Here is an 18,426-nt window from a genome sequence, read left to right as displayed (position 1 = left end):
CACCTGGCTTTCCTGAAAGCTACTACATTTATCGAAGCTTGTGCTACATTTTTCGTAGTGAATTTCGGGCGAGGGAGGAGAGCGGCGATGGCGAGGGGCAGCGGCGACGAGAGGCGGACCTACGGGCAGGCGTGCCCGATCGCCCACGCGCTCGACATGATCGGGGAACGGTGGGCGCTGCTCGTCGTGCGCGAGCTGCGCCTGGGCCCGCGGCGCTACGCCGACATCCAGGCCGCGCTCCCCGGCATCGGGCCCAGCGTGCTGTCCCAACGCCTGCGCGATCTGGAGCGGTTCGGCGTGCTGGAGCGCCGCACGCTGCCGCCGCCCGCCTCGGCGAAGGTGTACGGGCTGACGGAGTGGGGCAGCGAGCTGGAGCCGGTCTTCGCCGCTCTGCGCAGGTGGGGGCTGCGTTCGCCGGTGATACCGCTGGAGGGCGTGCTGACCTCCGACACCGTTCTGCTCGGGCTGCGCGCCTACTTCCAACCGCAGCCGCACGCGGCGTGGTCGGCGAGTTACCGCATAGAGCTGGAGCGCGAGGTGTACCGGCTGGAGGTCGCCGACGGCGAGCTGACCGCGGTGCGGCGCGGGGAGGAGCCGCTGGCACCGGACGTCGCGGTGACGACGGACCACGACACGCTCCAGTCGGTGCTGTCGCACGAGCGCCCGCTGTCCGAGGCGGTCGAGGCGGGGGAGCTGACGGTCGAGGGCGACGGTGAGGTGATGGAACGGCTGGTGGAGGCGGTGCAGCGGCGCTGAGGACCCGGGCGGCCAAGTCGCCGAGGGTGCACCGGGATTCGGGAGGCGGGGAGGCGTCGCGGGAACGCGTGGGTCACCAGATGGGGCGGAGCGGAGGGGGGTCGTCGCCGGCGAGGCCGTGGACGAGGTGGAGGAGTTCGGTGCGGAGGAGGGGGATGTCGGTGCCCGTGCGGCGGGCGAGTTCGGCTTCCAGGTCGTGCAGGGCGTCCCCGGCGACGGCGAGGTGCCGGCGGGCGGCATCGGTGAGGACGACGAGTTTGCGGCGTCCGCCGGCGGGGTGGGCGGTGCGGAGTACGTAGCCGCGGCGTTCCAGGTCGTCGACGAGTTGGCCGGCCGCCTGTTTGGTGACGCCGAGGCGGGCGGCGAGTTCGCTGCTCGTGGCGCCTTCGGCGCCGAGGATCTGGAAGGTCATGCCGTGCACCGGCCGCAGATCGGGGTAACCAGCCGCGGCCACACGCTCGTTGAACTCGGTCAGCACGAGCTGGAAGGCCATGCCGAGCAGGAACAGCAGCTCGGGGGCGGGCGGGCTGTCGTCGTCGCGGGTCACGGGGACATCTTGACACGGTTGAGTAAACCTCCTTTACTCAACCCATCAAGTAAAGGAGCTTTACACGCATGAAGGTCATCACTCCGACCCCCGACCGCACCGTCACCACCCCGAACGCCGCCATGGAGTCCCTTGCCACCCCCTCCCGGGGCAGCACCGCGCTCAGCACCTGGCGGGTGCGCATGGAAGCCGGCCGGTCCGGGCCCGTGCACGCCATCGACCGCGAGCAGGTCTGGATGGTCATATCCGGCACCCTCGCCGTGACCTGCGACGGCCGCACCGAGACCGCAGCCGCCGGGCAGGCGGTCCTGCTCCCGCCCGACGTGCTGCGGCAGTTCGCCGCGGCCGAGGGGGCCGGCGCCGTCGAGGCGCTGGTGGCGATGGAGGCCGGCGGCAGCGCCGTCACCGAGGACGGGCAGCGGCATCCGCTGCCGTGGGCGGAGTAGGGGCGGCCGGCGCCGCGTCCTCGTCCTCGTCCTTGTTCCGTCCGGTGCCGCTGTCTTTTCGCAGGTCGTCGCCTTCGTCGCGTACGGCGCTGCCCGCCACCCGCAGCGTCCGTGAGGCCGCCGCCGCACCCGCGGTGGCGCCCGCGCGGCGCTCCAGTCTCGCGGCGAGGACCGCGAGGGCCAGGCCGGAGGCGGCGAGCGTGGCGCCGACCCAGTTGGGGGCGGTGTAGCCGAGGCCGGCGGAGATGGTGAGGCCGCCGAGCCAGGCGGCCAGGGCGTTGCCGAGGTTGAACGCGCCGACGTTGACGGCGGAGGCGAGGGTGGGCGCGGCGGCGGCCTGGTCGAGCACCCGCTTCTGGAGCGGCGGCACGGTCGCGAAGCCGAAGAACCCGACGAGGAAGATGCTCAGGGCCGCCGCCGGCTTGTTGTGCGCGGTGAGCGTGAACAGCGCCAGCGTGGCGGTCAGCGCGCTGAGCGCGACGTACAGCATCGGCATCAGGGCGCGGTCGGCGTAGCGCCCGCCGAGCAGGTTGCCGCCGACCATGCCGAGGCCGAAGAGGGCGAGGAGCCAGGTGACGGAGCCGTCGGCGTAGCCGGCGACGTCGGTCATCATCGGCGCGATGTAGGTGACGGCCGCGAAGACGCCGCCGAAGCCGAGGACGGTCATGCCCATGGCCAGCAGCACCTGGACGTTGAGGAAGGCGGCCAGCTCGCGGCGCAGGCCGGGGCCGTCGGTGGTGGGGGAGGCGGGTTCCCCGGGCGTCCGCGGCAGGTCCGGTACGAGCCGGGCGACGCCGGCCAGCCCGACGACGCCGATCGCCGCGACCGCGAGGAACGTGGCCCGCCAGCCGACGGTCTGCCCGACGAGTGTGCCGCCGGGGACGCCGACGACGTTGGCCACGGTCAGCCCCGTGAACATCATCGCGATGGCCCCGGCCCGCTTGTCCTTGGCGACGAGTCCGGCGGCGACGACCGCGCCGATGCCGAAGAACGCGCCGTGCGCGAGCGAGGCGACGATGCGCCCGGCGAGCAGGATGCCGAAGGCGGGTGCGAGGGCGGAGAGGACGTTGCCGGCGATGAACAGGCCCATGAGGCCCATCAGCATCCGCTTGCGCGGGACGCGGGTGCCGAGCGCGGTGAGCAGCGGGGCGCCGCCGAAGACGCCGAGGGCGTAGCCGGTGGTGAGCCAGCCGGCGGTCGGGACGGAGACGGAGAACTCGTCGGCCACCTCGGGCAGCAGGCCCATGACGACGAACTCCGTGGTGCCGATCCCGAAGGCGCCGATGGCCAGCGCGAGCAGCGCGAGAGGCATGCGGGGACTCCTGCGGTGGGTGCGGGACTGCCATTTACCAAGCGTCCACAATAATTGCGCACGCCGACCCTTGCAAGCGCGGGCTATTGCGGTGGTGGAGTAAACTCGGAGTCAGGAGACGGCGATCGCACGTACTCACTCACGGGACGCGGAGGCGCTCATGGCGGCCACAGCCGAGCAGCTCGACGAACTGGCCCGGGGCTGGTCGGCCCTGGCATCCCTGCACGCCCGCATCGAGACCCACGTGGAGCGCACGCTCCAGCGCGCCCACCGGCTCAGCGCCCGCGAGTACTCCGTACTGGACGCCCTCGGCCGCCAGGACGACTTCCACCTGCGCATGAACCAGCTCGCCGACACCGTCGTCCTCAGCCAGAGCGCCACCACCCGCCTCGTCACCCGCCTCGAAGACCGCGGTCTGCTCAGCCGCTACCTCTGCCCGGACGACCGCCGCGGCATCTACACCGAGGTCACCGAGGCCGGCCGCCGCCTCCTCGCCGAGGCCAGGCCCGGCTACGAGGTCGCGCTGCGCGCCGCGCTGGACGAGGCCGCGAAGCGGCCGGAGCTGGCGCCGCTGGTATCGGCGGTCGAGAAGCTGGAGTCCCCGCCGGCGTACGTGAGGTAGGAGAAGCGGGCGCGAGGTTGCTCCCGGGCTCTTGGGAGCTTCGCTGCTTCGGTGCCCTATCGCTTCCGGAGGCTCGTACGGCATGGGGGAGCCCCGGGGGCACGCGTAGGGTCGGCTGCATGAGCGACCTGGAAATGCGCCACGCGACGGCCGCCGACGTCCCCGCCATCGTGGCGATGCTTGCCGACGACCCCCTGGGCGCCGCCCGCGAGACCCCCGACGACCCCGCCGTGTACGAGCACGCCTTCGCACGGATCGACGCCGACCCCGGGCAGCACCTCGCCGTCGCCGAACGCGACGGCCGCGTCGTCGGCACGCTCCAGCTCTCGGTCATCCCCGGGCTGTCGCGGCGTGGCGCGACGCGGGCGCTCATCGAAGGGGTGCGGGTGCACCGCGACGAGCGCGGGGGCGGGCTGGGCACGCAGCTCATCGAGTGGGCGGTCGAGGAGGCGCGGCGGCAGGGGTGCGCGGTCGTGCAGCTCACGTCCGACGCGACGCGCACGGACGCGCACCGCTTCTACGAGCGGCTGGGGTTCGCGGCGTCGCACGTGGGCTTCAAGCGGATGCTGTAGCCCTCGCGCTGCTCGTCTCTTGCGTGACGTGTCCCTGGTTATCGCCTGGTCAGAGAGGTGTCCAGGGGGAAGATCCAAAGTTATCCACAGGCCCGAGCGGGCCGGCGCGGGCTTCGGCATACTGCCACTATGCAGATCACGACAGAGCAGCGACGAGCCCGGATCGGGGTGCGGCACGCACTGGCGCCGACCGCCCGGGCGGCCTCACCCGTCGAGGCGGCGGACGCGGTCGTCGCGCTGCATGCGACGGACGCGGCGACCGTCTTCCTCTCCGCCTGCGCGCGCATGAGGGAGCCGGGCGTCACGCCCGTCGAGCGCGCGCTCTACGAGGACGTGGCGCTGGTGAAGCTGCTGTCCATGCGGCGCACGCTCTTCGCGGTCAGCCGCGAGCTGGCGCCCGTCGTGGACGCCGCGGCGGCGCGGGCCATCGCGGCGCGCGAGCGCGCCACCTTCCTCAAGCACCTCAAGGGCTCGAACGGCCTGGACGAGGCGTGGCTCCAGCGCGCCGAAGCCGCCGCGCTGGCGGTGCTCAAGGACAAGGGCGAGGCGACCGGCAGCGAGATATCCGCCGCCGAGCCGCTGCTGCGCACCAAGATCACGGTCTTTCCCGGCACCCGGCAGGAGACGCAGCAGGGCGTGGCCACGCGCGTGCTGCGGATGCTGGCCTGCGACGGCCACATACGCCGCGGATACCCGCGCGGGTCGTGGACGTCCAGCCAGTTCCGCTGGGCGCCGGGCGAGGACTTCGGCGGCATGGACGTCGCCGAGGCCCAGACCGAGCTGACCCGTCGCTGGCTGTACGCGTACGGGCCGGCCACCGAAGCGGACCTCGTGTGGTGGACCGGCTGGACGAAGACCGCCGCGCGCAAGGCGCTGGCCGCGACCGGTGCGGTGGCGGTGGACCTGGACGAGGGCGCGGGGTACGTGCTGCCGGACGACACCGACCCGGTCGCGGAGCCGGAGCCGTGGGCGGCGCTGCTCCCGGGGCTCGACCCGACACCGATGGGCTGGAAGGAACGCGACTGGCACCTCGACGCCGGCTACCGCAAAGCGCTGTTCGACGGCAGCGGCAACGTGGGGCCGACGGTGTGGTGGAACGGCGAAGTCGTCGGCGGCTGGGCACAGCGGCAGGACGGAGAGGTGGTGTGGCGGATGCTCACCGACGTGGGCGGCGAGGCGGAACGGGCGGTGGCCGCGGAGGCCGAACGGCTGGCGGCGTGGGTGGGCGACGCCCGAATAACGCCGAGGTTCCGCACGCCGCTGGAGAAGGAGCTGTCGGCGTAGGGCGCGGTCGGCGTAGGGCGCGGTCGGGGCAGGGGGTGTGAGGCCCGAGGGCTGGAGGGTCGGGGGCTGTGGGGGAGCCGCCCGGGGTCGCTGTTGGGGCGAGGGCTGTGGGGCGGCAGTCGGTAGTCGCTCACTGCCGGGCCAGGGCAGGTTGGGGCAGCCGTCCGGGGGCGGTTCCGTCAGGTCCAGCCTCGGGTGCCGCCGGGGACGGGGGCGTCCCGGTCGTACGGTTCGCGGGTGAAGACGAAGGTGCCCAGGTCGAGGTGGGAGACCTCGCCGTCCACCGACCGCTCCACCCGCAGCGTCTCACCGGCGCAGTAGCCGTCGACCGCCGTCCACGTGCCGTCCGCCTCCGGGCGGAGGCGCGAGGTGTAGCCCGCGCCGGCCAGCGGACTCAGGTCCAGCCACCGGTCCTCCTTCAGCCGCAGCACGTGCGGGTTCGCGCCCCAGTACCACGGCCCGGTGAGGGCCAGCAGCTCCGGATCCACCGCGTCCGCGGCCAGCGGACGCCACGGCTCGGGGATGCGCGGCTCGTGCCGCACCACGGTGCCGATCAGGTCGCCGGCGAGCCCGGAGACGGACACGCCGGAAGTGACGTTCGTGAGGGCGACCGCGCTCACGCCCTCGTCGATGTCGGAAAGGAGGCAGGCGAGGAAGCCGGGCATGGAGCCGGTGTGGCCGGCGAGCAGCGTGCCGTCGCGGCGGATGAGCTGCATGCCGAGTCCGTACGCGCTGTCCCAGGACGCCGCCTCGGGGGCCACGGCGGGGGTGCGCATCTCCGCCAGTGTCTCGGCGCAGAGCACGCGGTCGTCGCCGCGTACGAGGAAGGCCGCGAAGCGGGCCAGATCGCCGGCCGTGGACCACAACTGGCCCGCGGGGCCCATCCGGCCGGTGTCGTGCAGCGGCTCGGGCTGCATGACGTCGGCCCACGGATGGACGGCGAAGCCGCCGGCGTGCGGGGCCTTTGGCAGCAGCGTCGTACGCCGCAGCCCCAGCGGCTCCAGCAGCTCGCGGCGCAGCACTTCGCCCCACGGTGCGCCGCGCAGCGCCTCGACGAGCGCGCCGAGGTAGGCGAAGCCGGGGTTGGAGTAGTGGTGCCGGCGGCCTGCCGGGTGGCGGGCGGGGTCGCCGTCGAAGAGTTCGCCGACCTCGGGGCGGAGCGTGCCCGGGGTCCGCTCCCACCAGGGGCCGCGGGGCTCGGCACCGATACCGGAACTGTGAGAGAGGAGTTGGGCGATGGTCACCGCGGGAGCCTGAGTGCCGGGGAGGTGCTTCCCCAGCGGATCGGCGAGGTCGACGAGGCCCTCGTCGCGCAGCCGGAGCACCAGCACGGCGACGAACGTCTTGGTGATCGAGCCGATGCGGTACTGGGTGCCGGACGTCGGCTCGTGTCCGTCGATCATCGAGCGGGCGCCGGACCACACCGGCTCCCCGTCGCGTACGACGGCCGCGACCAGCGACGGCGTACGGCCCTCGCGCTGCGCGACGGCGAGCCGGTGGCGCAGGGCCCGGTCGGTGGCGGGGAGCAGGGCGTCGTCATTCGGCGGCAAGGGGCGCGGCATGGGGCGCAGCCTAGCCGCGGCCCGCGGCGCGGGGCGCGGGGGTTTCGGCGCCGCGGCTGCCGGCGACGCGGGTGGCGTACCAGACGGTGGCGGTCACCAGCGCGCAGCCGGCGTACTGCGTCGCCGTGGGCCGCTCGCCGAGGAAGGCGACGGCGGTGGCGATGGCGAGCACCGGTTGCAGCAGGAGCAGGGCCGCCCCGGTGGCCGGGGCGAGCCGAGGGAGGGCGGGGGTGATGAGGAGGAGGGCGAGGACCTGGCCGAGGGCGGCCATCGCGGCCAGCCAGCCGAGGGCGGCGGGGTCCGGCGTCGGATCGATGCCGGTCCACAGCGCGCCGAGGATGCCGGAGGCGATGCCGGCGGAGAACGTCGCGGTGCACACCGGCACCGCGATGTGTCCGCGGGGGCTCCGGGGGCCGGCGGCGCCGCCCAGGCGGGTGAGGAAGAGGTAGCCGGCGAAGGCGACGCCGGCGGCCGTGCCGTAGAGGATGCCGGTGACGGGGCTGCTGCCCGGTTCCGGATCGCCGATCGCGCCGCCCGCCAGCGCCACCCCGGCGAGCAGCACCGGGGCGGTCAGCCAGAAGCCGCGCGGCAGCGGCGTACGGGTCAGCAGCCGCGCCAGCAGGGGGAAGACGAGGACCTGGATGTTGAGCAGCACGGTCGCGATGGAGGCGCCGACGTCCCTGATACTGGCCGCCCAGAAGACGAAGTCGACGCCGAGCAGCAGTCCGGCCGCCAGGTCGGTGAGCACCGGGCGCCGGGCCCGTGGTCCGAGGCGGCGCAGTTCGACCGCCGCCAGCGGGACGAGCAGCAGCAGGGCCAGGGCGCAGCGGAGGAAGGCGGCGGTGCCGGCGTTCACGTCGGAGAGCTTCACGAACATCGCCGACAGCGAGATGCACGCCGAGCCGCCGATGACCATCGCGACCGGGGTGGCCAGGCGGTTCAGGAGTCCCGGGGCGGTGGAGGCGCCCCGTAGGTCGTCGGGGAGTGAGGTGCTGTCCGGAGGCAGTGGGTGGGTGGGGGGTGGTATATCGCCGTGGTCGGGCCGGTCGCCCCCGTCGACTCGCATGCTTCTCACTCTGCCTGCCCGGTCTCCCAAGAAAAAGCGATGATTCGTTAGCCGAAAGCGTTAGCATCGCTTGGTGTTCAGTATCGAGCGCCTGCGCGCCCTCGACGCCGTCGCCGTGCACGGCACCATCGCCCGCGCCGCCGAGTCGCTGCACGTCACGGCCTCCGGCGTCTCGCAGCAACTCGCCAAGCTGGAGCGCGAGTCCGGGCACCGGCTGCTGGAGCCGTACGGGCGCAGCGTCCGCCTCACCCACGCCGGCAAGGTGCTCGCCGCGCATGCGGCGCGGGTCTGCGCGCAGGTCGCCGAGGCCGAGGCGGATCTCGCCGATCTCCAGGACGAGATCCTCGGTCCGCTGCGCCTCGGCGGCGTGGGCAGTTCGCTGCGCGCGCTGCTGCCCGAGGTGCTGACGGCGCTCACCGCCTCGCACCCGCGGCTGGCCCCCACGGTCGTCGACGGCGAGGTCGTCGAGCTGGTCCCCCGGCTGGCCGGCGGGGAGCTGGACCTGCTGCTGATCGAGAGCTGGAGCAGCCGGCCCATCCGGCTGCCGCAGGGGCTGGCGGCGCGGGCGCTGGTGGTCGAGGACGTGCAGGTGGCGGTGGCGGACGCGCATCCGCTGGCGGGCCGCGAGCGCGTCGGCCTCGCCGAGCTGGAGGCGGCGGTGTGGGCGAGCTGCCCGGTCGGCACCGAGCCGTACGAGGGGCTGACGCAGGCGCTGCGCGAGGTGGGTCTGGAGCCGGAGGTGCGGTATCAGGTGACGGAGTACGCCACGCAGCTCGCGCTCGTGCGGGGCGGGTTGTGCGTGTCGCTCGTACCGGAGATGGCGCAGCGGCCGTGTCCGCCGGGGGTGCGGTTCGTGCCGGTGCGGCCGGTGGTGCGGCGCACGGTGCAGGCCGCCTGGCGGACCCGGGGCGAGAGCCCGGCGGTGCGGGCCTGCGTGGCGGCCCTGGGGGACGCGGCGCGGGCGGCGCTGGCGGGGCCCGCGGCGGGCGGGTGACCTGCGGGGCCGCTTCCGTCCCGTGCGAGGATCACGGTACCGAGCACAGCCACTGGAGGACCGGATGTTCGCGATACCCCTGGGGGACGACGGTGCCGAGCTGCGGCCGCTGGAGCCGTGGCAGGCCGAGGAGTTCCTCGCCCACATGGACCGCGGTCGCGAGTTCATCGGCCGCCACGTCGGCCTCCCCGACGCCGCCGCCGACCTCGACTCCGCCCGCGCCTGGCTCCAGTCGTACGCCGACAAGGCCGCCGCCGACACCGGCCGCCTCTACGGCATCTGGCTCGACGGCCTCCTCGTCGGCGGCGTCCTCTTCCGCGTCTTCGACGCCCAGCAGCGCTCCTGCGAGGCCGGCTGCTGGCTGGAGCCCGCGGCGGCCGGCCGCGGGCTGGTCACCCGCGCGGTGCGCGTGATCATCGACTGGGCGGTGCGCGAGCGCGGCATGGAGCGCGTCGAGTGGTACGTGTCCGCCGAGAACACCCCGAGCATCAAGGTCGCCCAGCGCCTCGGCATGAGCCGCGACGGAGTGCTGCGTTCGAGGTACCCGTACCGGGGGGTGCGGCAGGACACCGAGGTGTGGTCGGTGCTGGCGGCCGAGTGGGTCAAGGATGGAGGGGCGTAGCGGCGATTCCCTGGCGTACGGGCCCCCTCGCCCCGATCGGGCGTCCTGCCCCGTCCCGCCCCGTCAGGTCGCCGTTCCGGCTGCCTCCAGCAGTGCCGGCAGCTTGCGCATGTCGTCGAAGAGCACCGTGCCGGGACCGGCCAGCCAGTCCGCCGGTGACAGCCCGCCGGTGAAGCCGTACGCGCGCATGCCCGCGGCGCGCGCCGCCTGCACGCCGTAGCGGCTGTCCTCCACCACCGCGCACGCCTGCGGCGCGTAGCCCATCTGCCGCGCCGCGTACAGGAAGAGGTCGGGCGCGGGCTTGCCGCGCCCGCCGACGTCGGCGGCGGAGTAGATGCGTCCGGCGAAGCGGTCGTACAGCCCGGTCCGGCCGAGGGTGCGGCGCATCCGCTCGTGGCCGCCGCTGGACGCGACGCAGGTGGGCAGGCCGGCGGCGGCGATGGCGTCGAGCGCCTCGACGACGCCGGGTACGGCTTCGAGGCGGTCGAGGCCGGCGAAGAACTCCTCGTAGTAGCGGGTGCGCCAGGTCTCGTCGGTGCCCGGGCCGAGGCGTTCGACGACCATGGCGCCGACGGATTCCTGGGACTTGCCCATGAAGAGTTCGACGGCGTCGGCTTCGGTGAGCGGCCAGCCGAGTTCCGCGCCGACGGTGACCTGCACGGCGGCGGCGATGCGCTCGGAGTCGACGAGGACTCCGTCGCAGTCGAATATGACGAGTTCGATGGCTCCGGGCATGGTCACGAGGCTAGCCGAGGGGCGGCGGCCGGGCCGCGGTGGTAGCCGGCGGGGGCCGCCGGCGTCAGCGGGTGCCGGGGACGACGAGGCCCGATTCGTACGCCATGACCACCGCCTGCGTTCGGTCGCGCAGACCGAGCTTGGCCAGCAGCCGGCTGACGTGCGTCTTCACGGTCTCCTCGCCGACGTGCAGGCGCGCGGCCAGTTCGGGGTTGGACAGCCCCTCGGCGAGGAGCCGCAGCACCTCCGTCTCGCGCGGCGTCAGCGCCGCCAGCGGCGCGCCCGGCCCGTCCTGGTCGCCGCCCCGCTCCGGCCGGGACGAGCGCAGCCGCGCGAACTCGGCGATGAGCCGCCGCGTCACCGCCGGCGCGAGCAGCGCCTCGCCGGCCGCGACGACGCGCACGGCGTCGAAGAGCTGCTCCGCGGTGACGTCCTTGAGCAGGAAGCCGCTGGCACCGGCGGCGAGCGCGTCGTAGACGTACTCGTCCAGGTCGAAGGTGGTGAGGATCAGCACCTTCGGATGAGGGGCGTCCGCGGTGAGCCGGGCGGTGGCCTCGATGCCGTCGACGCCGGGCATACGGACGTCCATGAGGACGACGTCGGCCCGCCGCGCGCGGCAGACGCGGACGGCCTCCGCGCCGTCGTACGCGGTGCCGACGACGTCGAAGTCGGGCTGGGTGGCGAGGAGTCCGGCGAAGCCGGCGCGTACGACCTCGTGATCGTCGGCGACGACGACGCGCACGGGGGCGGTGTCCGCCCGGCCGGTCATGCCGCGGCTCCCTTGTCGCTCTCGTCGTCCTTGTTGCTCTTGCCGTCCCCTCCGCGGTTCGCGCCCGTGCCCGTTCGCGTCTGTGCCGGGAGGGTTGCTTCGAGCAGGAAGCCGCCGCCCGCGGCGGGCCCGCTGCGCAGCCCGCCGCCGACTGCCGCGGCGCGTTCGCGCATGCCGACCAGCCCGTGCCCGCCGGCGCCCGCGGCCCCGAGGCGCGGACCGGGGCCGTTGTCGCGGATGCGCAGGCGCAGGGCGGCGTCGGCGTAGTGGAGTTCCACGTCCACGGCGGAGCCGGGGGCATGCCGGCGGGCGTTGGTGAGGGCTTCCTGCACGATGCGGTACGCGGTGAGTTCGATGCCGGTGTCGAGGGGGCGTACGGCGCCGCTGACGATGAGGCGGACGGCGGCGCCGGCGGCGTCGCGGGCACCGTCGAGGAGTTCGTTGAGCTGGGCGAGACCGGGCGGAGGGCGGCGTTCCGCGGGGGCGGCCCCGGCGTCTTCGCGCAGCACGCCGAGCAGGCGGCGCATCTCGGTGAGGGCGGTGCGGGCGGTGTCGCCGATGTCGCGGAGCCGGCGCGCGCCTTCGTCGGGGAGGCCGGGGGTGGTGAGGCGGGCGGTCTCGGCCTGTACGGAGATCATCGAGATGTGGTGGGCGACGACGTCGTGGAGTTCGCGTGCGATGCGGGCGCGTTCGCCGCGGGCGGCGTGCTCGTAGAGGGTGTGGGCGATGGCGCGTTCGGTGGCGCTGTGCGCGGCGGCGGCGCTGCGCGCGCGGCGGGCGAGGCCGGTCGCGGTGGCGGCGGCGAGGAGCACGGCGGCGGCTACGGCGAGCAGCCGCCCGGCGTCGCCGAGCCGGCCCCCGGCGGCGGTGCCGGGGTCGCCGACGGCGTACCCGGCGAGCGGCAGCACGAGCAGCACGGCGAGGGTGCGCACCCGGCGGGTGCCGTGGCGGGCGAGCCGGTGCAGGAGGAGTGCCTGGGCGGCGACGCCGGCGGCGACGGGGGCGCCGAGGAGGGCGACGAGCGGGGCGTTCGCGGCGGTGGCGAGGACGGCGGCCGGGGTGGGGTGGGTGCGGAGCAGCGCGACGGGGGCGGTGGCGCCGAAGGCGAGGAGCAGGGCGGCGGTGAGGCGGTCGCCGGCGCCGGCGCGCAGGACGGCGTCGACGGCGGCGAGGAGCGCGAGGACCGCGGCGGCGGCGAGGGGGCCGTCGGGCGAGGCGGCGAGCCGGCGGAGCCGGGCGGCGGCGGGGGTGTGGCGGCGGGGCGGGGGAGTTGTGGCGTGGCTCGTACGGTCCGGGTGGGGCGGGTCTGCCGCGTCCTTCGCGTACGCGCGGTCCCTGCTTCTGCCGTCCGCGCCGTCCGCGCCGTACGGACTGTCCGCGTCGTACGGACCGTCCGCACCACGCGTCCCGTCCGTACCCCCCGTCCACTCCCCCCGTGCTTCCGTCACGCCGCCATTCTCCCCGCGTCCGCCCCTCCCGGCGTCCCTCGTGCTCCGGACAGCCGCCTCCCCCACACGAGCTACGCCGCCGCCCGCAAGACTCCTCCCCCGCGTGACGACCCGCCCGCCGCCCGCTTCGTAGCCTCCTGACCATGGCAGCGTCAGAAGCAACCATCGAGGTCCGGGAGCTGCGCAAGCGCTTCGGGCCGGTCGCCGCCGTGGACGACCTGTCGTTCACGGTCGTCCCGGGTCAGGTCACCGGGTTCGTCGGCCCCAACGGGGCCGGCAAGTCCACCACCATGCGCATCGTCCTGGGCCTCGACGCCCCCGACGCGGGCAGCGCGCTGGTCGGCGGCCGTCCGTACGCGGCGCTGCGGCGCCCGCTCCAGCACGTAGGCGCCGCGCTGGACGCGGCGGCCGTGCACCCCAGCCGGCGCGGGCGCGACCACCTGCTGTGGCTGGCGCACTCGCACGGCCTGCCGCCGCGCCGCGTCGACGAGCTGCTGGAGCAGGTCGGTCTCGCCGCGGCGGGCCGGCGGCGGGCCGGCGGCTACTCGCTCGGCATGCGCCAGCGCCTCGGCATCGCCGCCGCGCTGCTCGGCGATCCGCCGGTGCTGCTCTTCGACGAGCCGGTCAACGGCCTGGACCCGGAGGGCATCCGCTGGATCCGCGGCTTTCTGCGCCGGCTGGCGGCGGAGGGGCGGGCGGTGCTGGTCTCCAGCCATCTGATGAGCGAGCTGGAGGACACCGCCGACCACCTGGTGGTCATCGGCCGCGGCCGGCTCGTCGCCGACATGCCGGTGGCCGAGGTGCTGGCCGCCGCCTCCGACAACCGGGTCGCGCTGCACACCGGGGCGCGGGAGCGGGCGATGACGGTGCTGTCGGCGGCGGGGGCGACGGTGGCCGCGACGGGCCGGGAGTCGCTGACGGTGTCGGGGCTGCCGGCGGAGCGGGTGGCGGAGCTGCTGGGCGCGGGGGCGGTGCCGTTCTCGGGTCTCGCGGCGCACCGGGCGTCGCTGGAGGAGGCGTACATGGAGCTGACGCGCGGCGAGGCGGAGTTCGCCGCCGAGCCGGAGGGGGAGGGTCCGCGATGAGCGGGGGCGGGGGTACGGACCCGGGTGCCGGTGCCCGTGCCGGTACGGGTGCCGGTGCGGGGTCCGAGCTTGGCGGCGGTACGGGAGAAGGTGACGGCGGCGGTACGGCGACGCGGGTGCGGGCGGGCGCCGGGGGTGTGGCCCCGTACCGTTCGAAGCTGCCGCCCGCGCGTGACGGGTTCCGGCAGTTGCTGCACGCCGAGTTCACGAAACTGCGCACTATCGACCGCTGGCTGCTTACGCTGCTCGCGGGCATGGTGGTGACCGTCCTGGTGTCGCTGGTGTCGGCCGGCGGCAGCGATGTGGTCACGTCGGGCGACGCGGGCGCCTCCGGCAAGGAGGAAGCGGCGGCGCCGCGGGTGGCGGACTCGTTCCGCTTCGTGCACCGGCCGCTGGGCGGGGACGGCAGCGTCACCGCGCGCGTGACGGATCTGACGCTCGGCACGGGCACGGACGCGCCGTGGGCGAAGGCCGGCGTGATCGTGAAGGCGGACACGGAACCGGGCAGTCCGTACGTGGCGCTGATGCGCACCGCCGAGCACGGGGTGCGGCTCCAGCACGGGTTCGAGCACGACACCGCCGGTGGTGGTGTGGACGGTGACGCCGCGGTGTGGCTGCGCCTGACGCGCGACGGCGACCGGCTGACCGGCTACCGCTCCGCCGACGGCGAACGCTGGGACGAGGTCGGCAGCGTCTCCGCGGCCGGACTGCCGCGGACGGCGCGCGCCGGGCTGTTCGTGGCGGCGCCGGAGACGGTGCAGGTGGAGCGGTCGTTCGGGTCGCTGAGCATCGGGACGGGGCCGAGCGAGGCGACGGGGGTCTTCGACCACGTACGACTCGAAGAGGACGGCGGCGGCGACGGTGGCGGGTCCGGCGCGGCGGCGTGGCGGGACGAGGCCGTGGGGCCGGTATCCGGCCCGGCGGCGGCGAACGGCCCGGTCGGCGGCACCGAGCGCTCCGGCGGCACCTTCACCGTCACCGGCTCCGGCGACATCGGCCCGCGCCCGCCCGTGGCGGACCTGACGTGGATGAGCCTGGCGGGCGCGCAGGTCGGGCTGATCGCGTTCGCGGCACTGGGGGTGCTGTTCATCACCGCCGAGTACAAGCGCGGCATGATCCGTACGACGTTCACGGCCGGCCCGCGGCGCGGGCGGGTGCTGGCGGCGAAGAGCGCGGTGCTGGCGGCGGTGTCGTTCGCGGCGGGGCTGGCGGGCGCGGTGGTGTCGTTCCTGGTGGGGCAGCAGGCGCTGCGCTCCGGCGGGCACCGGCCGCCGCAGTTCCCGGAGGTGTCGCTGTCCGACGGGCCGGCGCTGCGGGCGGTGGTGGGCACGGGGCTGCTGGTGGCGCTGGTGGCTTTGTTCGCACTGGGGCTGGGGGCGCTGCTACGGCACACGGCGGCTGCGGTGACGATCGTGGTGGTGCTGTTCGTGCTGCCGCTGGTGCTGGGCGGAGGTCTGCCGCTGGGGGCGGTGGAGTGGCTGTTCCGGGTGACGCCGGTGGCGGGGTTCGGGGTGCAGAGCACGACGCCGCGGTACGGGCAGGTGGAGACGGTGTGCCTGCCGGAGGACGGGTGCATGCCGCAGGGGCCGTGGGCGGGGCTCGGGGTGCTGGCGGTGTGGGCGGCGGTGGCGCTGGCGCTCGCGGTGTGGCGGCTGAGGCGGCGCGATGCTTGAGGGGGGTGTGGGACATGAGGGGCGTGACGGGCTGCGGGGACCGCGGGAGTCGCGGGGCACGCTGAGGCCGCGGTACGCGCCGGGGGACGGGCCGGTGTTCGAAGGCGTACGGGCCGCGGCGTACGCCGCGCGGGCCGAGTGGACCAAGCTGCGCACCGTCCCCAGCACATGGTGGCTCCTCCTCGCCGTCGCCGCCGTCACCGCGGCGGTCGGCGCGGGCGCGGTCAGCGGGCTGTCCACGGCGCACTGCCCGCCGGACGGCTGCCGCGAGGACGTCGTGAAGACCAGCCTGGCCGGCGTGTGGGCCGGCCAGGCGGCGGTCGCGGTGCTCGCGTCGCTGGCGTTCACGGCGGAGTACGGCACGGGCACGATCCGCACGACGCTGACCGCCGTGCCCGGCCGGCTGCGCCTACTGGCCGCGAAGTCCGCCGTGGTCGGCGCCGCGGTGCTGGTGGCGGGCGGCGCGGGGGTGCTGGGCGCGCTGCTCGCGGGGCAGGCGCTGGTACCGGCGGGCTTCGACTCGTACGACCTGGGGGCGGGGCCGGTGCTGCGGGCCGGCTTCGGGACGGCGCTGTACCTGGTGCTGGTGGCGCTGCTGTCGCTGGGCCTGGGCGCGGCGCTGCGGGACACGGCGGGGGCGGTCGCGGCTTGCCTGGGCGTGCTGTACGCGTCGCCGCTGGTCGCGGGGATGCTGGCGGACCCGGAGTGGGTGGAGCGGCTCCAGCGGTACGGGCCCACGTCGGCGGGTCTTGCCGTGCAGTCGACGGTGGGCACGGCGGAACTGCCGATCGGGCCGTGGGCGGGGCTGGGGGTGCTGGCGGCGTGGTCGGCGGCGGCGCTGGCACTGGGCGCGACGGCACTGCACCGCCGGGACGCCTGAGGCGGAGCCGGCGGCGAAGCCGACTGCGGGCGCGGAGGCGGTGCACCGGCTCCGCGCCCGACACCGGCGGCCCGGCTACACCCCGGCAGGCGGCGGAGCTGGCGCTACATCCCGGCAGCCGACGAATCCGGTGCTACGTCCGACGCCGGCCCATCCGGCGCTGCACCCGGGCGCTTTCGGCGAACCCGGTGCTACGTCCGGCGTCGGCAAATCCGGTGCTACGCCTCGGCAGTCGGCGCATCCGGCGCCAAGCCCCCGCAGGCGGCGCCCCGGGCGCTACGCCCTCGCATCCGGCGCACCCGGTGCTACGCCCCTCACCCCCGCACCCCGTCCAGAAACCCCGCCACGAGGTCGCCGCCCCGGCCAGCAGCTCCGCGACGTCGCCCAGGGTGTCCCACAGCCCAGGCCCGCCGTGGCAGAACACCGCCGGTATCGCGCCGTCCCCCTGCCGCACGGCCCACAGCCGCACGCCGTCCCCGGCGGCCACGACCGGGCCGCCCTTCTCTTCCACGCCCTCACCACCCCTCTCGTCGAGCACCCCCCGCCCCTGCCCGGCCCGCTCCCCCGTTATCTTCTTCGCGGTCCTGCAAGAGGGCCGCTGGCCTCCGGGTCCGGCATGACTGTTCCCCCCTGTCGAACGGATGACCTGGGGGGTGGTGTCACCGGGCCCGAGAGGCGCCGTTGGAGACGCTGATGAGAGGTCCGACTACCGCCTGGCCTGGTGCAATGCCCGGCCGCCTTGCGGGCGGCAGGTCTGCATAACGTGGATGCGCGCATACGACGCCAACGCCCTGGCCAGCACCGCACGAACCCTGTTCGGGAGGATGGGTTGGACGACATCGACGACGTGGGCGTTTTCCTCGGCCTGGACGTCGGCAAGAGTGCCCATCACGGGCACGGACTCACACCGGCCGGCAAGAAGGTCTTCGACAAGCAGCTGCCTAACAGCGAGCCGAAGCTGCGGGCCGTCTTCGACAAACTGGCCACGAAGTTCGGCACCGTGCTGGTGATCGTGGACCAGCCCGCCTCCATCGGAGCCCTCCCTCTGACGGTCGCCCGGGACGCCGGCTGCAAGGTCGCCTACCTGCCCGGCCTGTCCATGCGCCGGATCGCCGATCTCTATCCGGGCGAAGCGAAGACCGACGCGAAGGACGCCGCGGTGATCACGGACGCCGCACGGACCATGCCACACACCCTGCGCTCGCTGGAGCTCACCGACGAGATCACCGCCGAGCTGACCGTGCTGGTGGGCTTCGACCAGGACCTTGCGGCCGAGGCCACGCGCACTTCCAACCGGATACGCGGCCTGCTCACCCAGTTCCACCCCAGCCTGGAACGCGTCCTGGGCCCCCGCCTGGACCACCCTGCCGTGACCTGGCTGCTGGAACGCTACGGATCCCCGGCCACCCTGCGGAAAGCCGGTCGTCGCAGGCTGGTCGAGGTGATCCGGCCCAAGGCCCCGCGCATGGCCCAGCGGCTGATCGACGAGGTCTTCGACGCGCTCGACGAGCAGACCGTCGTCGTCCCGGGCACCGGCACCCTCGACGTCGTCATCCCGTCCCTGGCCCGCTCGCTCGCCGCCGTCCACGGACAGCGACGAGCCCTGGAAGCACAGATCGGGCAGCTGCTGGAGGCTCACCCTCTTTCCGCGGTCCTGACCTCGATTCCGGGGGTCGCGGTCAGGACCGCCGCCACGCTGCTGGTCACCGTCGGCGACGGCACCAGCTTCCCCACCGCCGCCCACCTGGCCTCTTACGCCGGCCTCGCCCCCACAACCAAGTCGTCGGGGACCTCGATCCACGGCGAACACGCGCCCAGAGGCGGCAACCGGCAGCTCAAACGCGCGATGTTCCTGTCCGCGTTCGCCGCCCTGCACGACCCCGCCTCCCGCACCTACTACGACCGATGCCGGGCACGGGGGAAGACCCACACCCAGGCCCTCCTCCGCCTGGCCCGACAACGGATCAACGTGCTGTTCGCGATCCTCCGCGACGGCACCTTCTACGAACCCCGAACCCCACGCCTCGCTTGACGAAAAACATAGAGGCACCCC

At 74.6% G+C, this 18,426-nt stretch carries 18 protein-coding genes; 11 read left to right on the top strand and 7 right to left on the bottom strand.

The annotated features are described in order from the left end of the window. The first annotated feature begins 87 nt into the window (after positions 1-87). Positions 88-756, top strand: a complete 669-nt coding sequence (locus QBL21_RS34735) for a winged helix-turn-helix transcriptional regulator (protein ID WP_407566185.1) — start codon at positions 88-90, stop codon at positions 754-756. Positions 757-829: 73 nt separating this feature from the next. Here QBL21_RS34735 and QBL21_RS34730 read toward each other — a convergent pair whose 3' ends face one another. After that, positions 830-1,303 carry a MarR family winged helix-turn-helix transcriptional regulator gene (locus tag QBL21_RS34730; protein WP_407566184.1) on the bottom strand — a complete coding sequence of 158 codons (474 nt, stop codon included), beginning with the start codon at positions 1,301-1,303 and terminating at the stop codon, positions 830-832. A 68-nt stretch (positions 1,304-1,371) separates the two neighbouring features. Here QBL21_RS34730 and QBL21_RS34725 point away from each other — a divergent pair, with 68 nt between their 5' ends. Continuing rightward, a complete protein-coding gene (locus QBL21_RS34725) occupies positions 1,372-1,749 on the top strand; it encodes a cupin domain-containing protein (protein WP_407566183.1) in 378 nt (125 codons plus the stop codon). Here the strand turns inward: QBL21_RS34725 and QBL21_RS34720 are convergent. Then, entirely contained in the window at positions 1,706-3,061 is a 1,356-nt protein-coding gene (locus QBL21_RS34720) for an MFS transporter (RefSeq protein ID WP_407566182.1), read from the bottom strand. The genes QBL21_RS34725 and QBL21_RS34720 overlap by 44 nt on opposite strands. A 160-nt stretch (positions 3,062-3,221) precedes the next feature. Between QBL21_RS34720 and QBL21_RS34715 the strand changes: the two genes are divergently transcribed. The 3 genes from QBL21_RS34715 (at position 3,222) to QBL21_RS34705 (ending at position 5,539) form a co-directional block, all read left to right on the top strand. Further along, positions 3,222-3,683 carry a MarR family winged helix-turn-helix transcriptional regulator gene (locus QBL21_RS34715; RefSeq protein WP_407566181.1) on the top strand — a complete coding sequence of 154 codons (462 nt, stop codon included), beginning with the start codon at positions 3,222-3,224 and terminating at the stop codon, positions 3,681-3,683. A gap of 119 nt (positions 3,684-3,802) precedes the next feature. Continuing rightward, positions 3,803-4,255, top strand: a complete 453-nt coding sequence (locus QBL21_RS34710) for a GNAT family N-acetyltransferase (protein ID WP_407566180.1) — start codon at positions 3,803-3,805, stop codon at positions 4,253-4,255. 129 nt (positions 4,256-4,384) lie between these two features. After that, the gene (locus tag QBL21_RS34705; protein WP_407566179.1) at positions 4,385-5,539 is read left to right on the top strand and encodes a winged helix DNA-binding domain-containing protein; all 1,155 of its coding nucleotides are present in this window, start codon (positions 4,385-4,387) and stop codon (positions 5,537-5,539) included. 179 nt (positions 5,540-5,718) lie between these two features. Here QBL21_RS34705 and QBL21_RS34700 read toward each other — a convergent pair whose 3' ends face one another. Together QBL21_RS34700 and QBL21_RS34695 are read right to left on the bottom strand one after the other, a co-directional pair. Continuing rightward, positions 5,719-7,089 carry a serine hydrolase domain-containing protein gene (locus QBL21_RS34700; protein WP_407566667.1) on the bottom strand — a complete coding sequence of 457 codons (1,371 nt, stop codon included), beginning with the start codon at positions 7,087-7,089 and terminating at the stop codon, positions 5,719-5,721. A gap of 22 nt (positions 7,090-7,111) precedes the next feature. Beyond that, complete coding sequence (locus QBL21_RS34695; RefSeq protein ID WP_407566178.1) at positions 7,112-8,167, bottom strand: DMT family transporter; 1,056 nt, start codon at positions 8,165-8,167, stop codon at positions 7,112-7,114. 73 nt (positions 8,168-8,240) lie between these two features. Between QBL21_RS34695 and QBL21_RS34690 the strand changes: the two genes are divergently transcribed. Together QBL21_RS34690 and QBL21_RS34685 are read left to right on the top strand one after the other, a co-directional pair. Next, complete coding sequence (locus QBL21_RS34690; RefSeq protein WP_407566177.1) at positions 8,241-9,161, top strand: LysR family transcriptional regulator; 921 nt, start codon at positions 8,241-8,243, stop codon at positions 9,159-9,161. Positions 9,162-9,225: 64 nt separating this feature from the next. Further along, positions 9,226-9,783, top strand: coding sequence for a GNAT family N-acetyltransferase (locus tag QBL21_RS34685; RefSeq protein ID WP_407566176.1), 558 nt, complete (start codon positions 9,226-9,228; stop codon positions 9,781-9,783). Between the two features lie 63 nt (positions 9,784-9,846). On the opposite strand, the gene QBL21_RS34680 is transcribed toward QBL21_RS34685, so the two are convergent. The 3 genes from QBL21_RS34680 to QBL21_RS34670 all read right to left on the bottom strand — a co-directional run bounded on the left by QBL21_RS34680 (position 9,847) and on the right by QBL21_RS34670 (position 12,735). Continuing rightward, positions 9,847-10,518 carry an HAD family hydrolase gene (locus tag QBL21_RS34680; protein ID WP_407566175.1) on the bottom strand — a complete coding sequence of 224 codons (672 nt, stop codon included), beginning with the start codon at positions 10,516-10,518 and terminating at the stop codon, positions 9,847-9,849. A 64-nt stretch (positions 10,519-10,582) separates the two neighbouring features. After that, positions 10,583-11,287 carry a response regulator gene (locus QBL21_RS34675; RefSeq protein WP_407566174.1) on the bottom strand — a complete coding sequence of 235 codons (705 nt, stop codon included), beginning with the start codon at positions 11,285-11,287 and terminating at the stop codon, positions 10,583-10,585. Then, complete coding sequence (locus tag QBL21_RS34670; RefSeq protein WP_407566173.1) at positions 11,284-12,735, bottom strand: sensor histidine kinase; 1,452 nt, start codon at positions 12,733-12,735, stop codon at positions 11,284-11,286. The genes QBL21_RS34675 and QBL21_RS34670 overlap by 4 nt, the downstream gene beginning before the upstream one ends. A 143-nt stretch (positions 12,736-12,878) precedes the next feature. Here QBL21_RS34670 and QBL21_RS34665 point away from each other — a divergent pair, with 143 nt between their 5' ends. The 4 genes from QBL21_RS34665 (at position 12,879) to QBL21_RS34650 (ending at position 18,405) form a co-directional block, all read left to right on the top strand. Next, positions 12,879-13,820: an ABC transporter ATP-binding protein gene (locus tag QBL21_RS34665; RefSeq protein WP_407566172.1), complete on the top strand. Its 942-nt coding sequence runs from the start codon at positions 12,879-12,881 to the stop codon at positions 13,818-13,820. Beyond that, positions 13,817-15,493, top strand: a complete 1,677-nt coding sequence (locus QBL21_RS34660; protein ID WP_407566171.1) for an ABC transporter permease subunit — start codon at positions 13,817-13,819, stop codon at positions 15,491-15,493. Before QBL21_RS34665 ends, QBL21_RS34660 begins: the two co-directional genes overlap by 4 nt. Positions 15,494-15,587: 94 nt before the next feature. Next, the gene (locus QBL21_RS34655; protein WP_407566170.1) at positions 15,588-16,373 is read left to right on the top strand and encodes an ABC transporter permease subunit; all 786 of its coding nucleotides are present in this window, start codon (positions 15,588-15,590) and stop codon (positions 16,371-16,373) included. Between the two features lie 829 nt (positions 16,374-17,202). After that, complete coding sequence (locus QBL21_RS34650) at positions 17,203-18,405, top strand: IS110 family transposase (protein WP_407560493.1); 1,203 nt, start codon at positions 17,203-17,205, stop codon at positions 18,403-18,405. The last annotated feature ends 21 nt before the right edge of the window (positions 18,406-18,426 follow it).

The sequence above is a fragment of the Streptomyces sp. 184 genome (assembly GCF_045781775.1).
Classification (GTDB): Bacteria; Actinomycetota; Actinomycetes; order Streptomycetales; family Streptomycetaceae; genus Streptomyces.
This window is presented reverse-complemented; position numbering and strand designations above follow the sequence as displayed.

Excerpts from the sequence above, each read along its gene's own strand:
- QBL21_RS34680 (WP_407566175.1), bottom strand. The coding sequence starts at position 10,518 with ATGCCCGGAGCCATCGAACTCGTCATATTCGACTGCGACGGAGTCCTC.
- QBL21_RS34715 (WP_407566181.1), top strand. The coding sequence starts at position 3,222 with ATGGCGGCCACAGCCGAGCAGCTCGACGAACTGGCCCGGGGCTGGTCG.
- QBL21_RS34675 (WP_407566174.1), bottom strand. The coding sequence starts at position 11,287 with ATGACCGGCCGGGCGGACACCGCCCCCGTGCGCGTCGTCGTCGCCGAC.
- QBL21_RS34720 (WP_407566182.1), bottom strand. The coding sequence starts at position 3,061 with ATGCCTCTCGCGCTGCTCGCGCTGGCCATCGGCGCCTTCGGGATCGGC.
- QBL21_RS34735 (WP_407566185.1), top strand. The coding sequence starts at position 88 with ATGGCGAGGGGCAGCGGCGACGAGAGGCGGACCTACGGGCAGGCGTGC.
- QBL21_RS34695 (WP_407566178.1), bottom strand. The coding sequence starts at position 8,167 with ATGCGAGTCGACGGGGGCGACCGGCCCGACCACGGCGATATACCACCC.
- QBL21_RS34685 (WP_407566176.1), top strand. The coding sequence starts at position 9,226 with ATGTTCGCGATACCCCTGGGGGACGACGGTGCCGAGCTGCGGCCGCTG.
- QBL21_RS34665 (WP_407566172.1), top strand. The coding sequence starts at position 12,879 with ATGGCAGCGTCAGAAGCAACCATCGAGGTCCGGGAGCTGCGCAAGCGC.
- QBL21_RS34725 (WP_407566183.1), top strand. The coding sequence starts at position 1,372 with ATGAAGGTCATCACTCCGACCCCCGACCGCACCGTCACCACCCCGAAC.
- QBL21_RS34660 (WP_407566171.1), top strand. The coding sequence starts at position 13,817 with ATGAGCGGGGGCGGGGGTACGGACCCGGGTGCCGGTGCCCGTGCCGGT.
- QBL21_RS34705 (WP_407566179.1), top strand. The coding sequence starts at position 4,385 with ATGCAGATCACGACAGAGCAGCGACGAGCCCGGATCGGGGTGCGGCAC.
- QBL21_RS34710 (WP_407566180.1), top strand. The coding sequence starts at position 3,803 with ATGAGCGACCTGGAAATGCGCCACGCGACGGCCGCCGACGTCCCCGCC.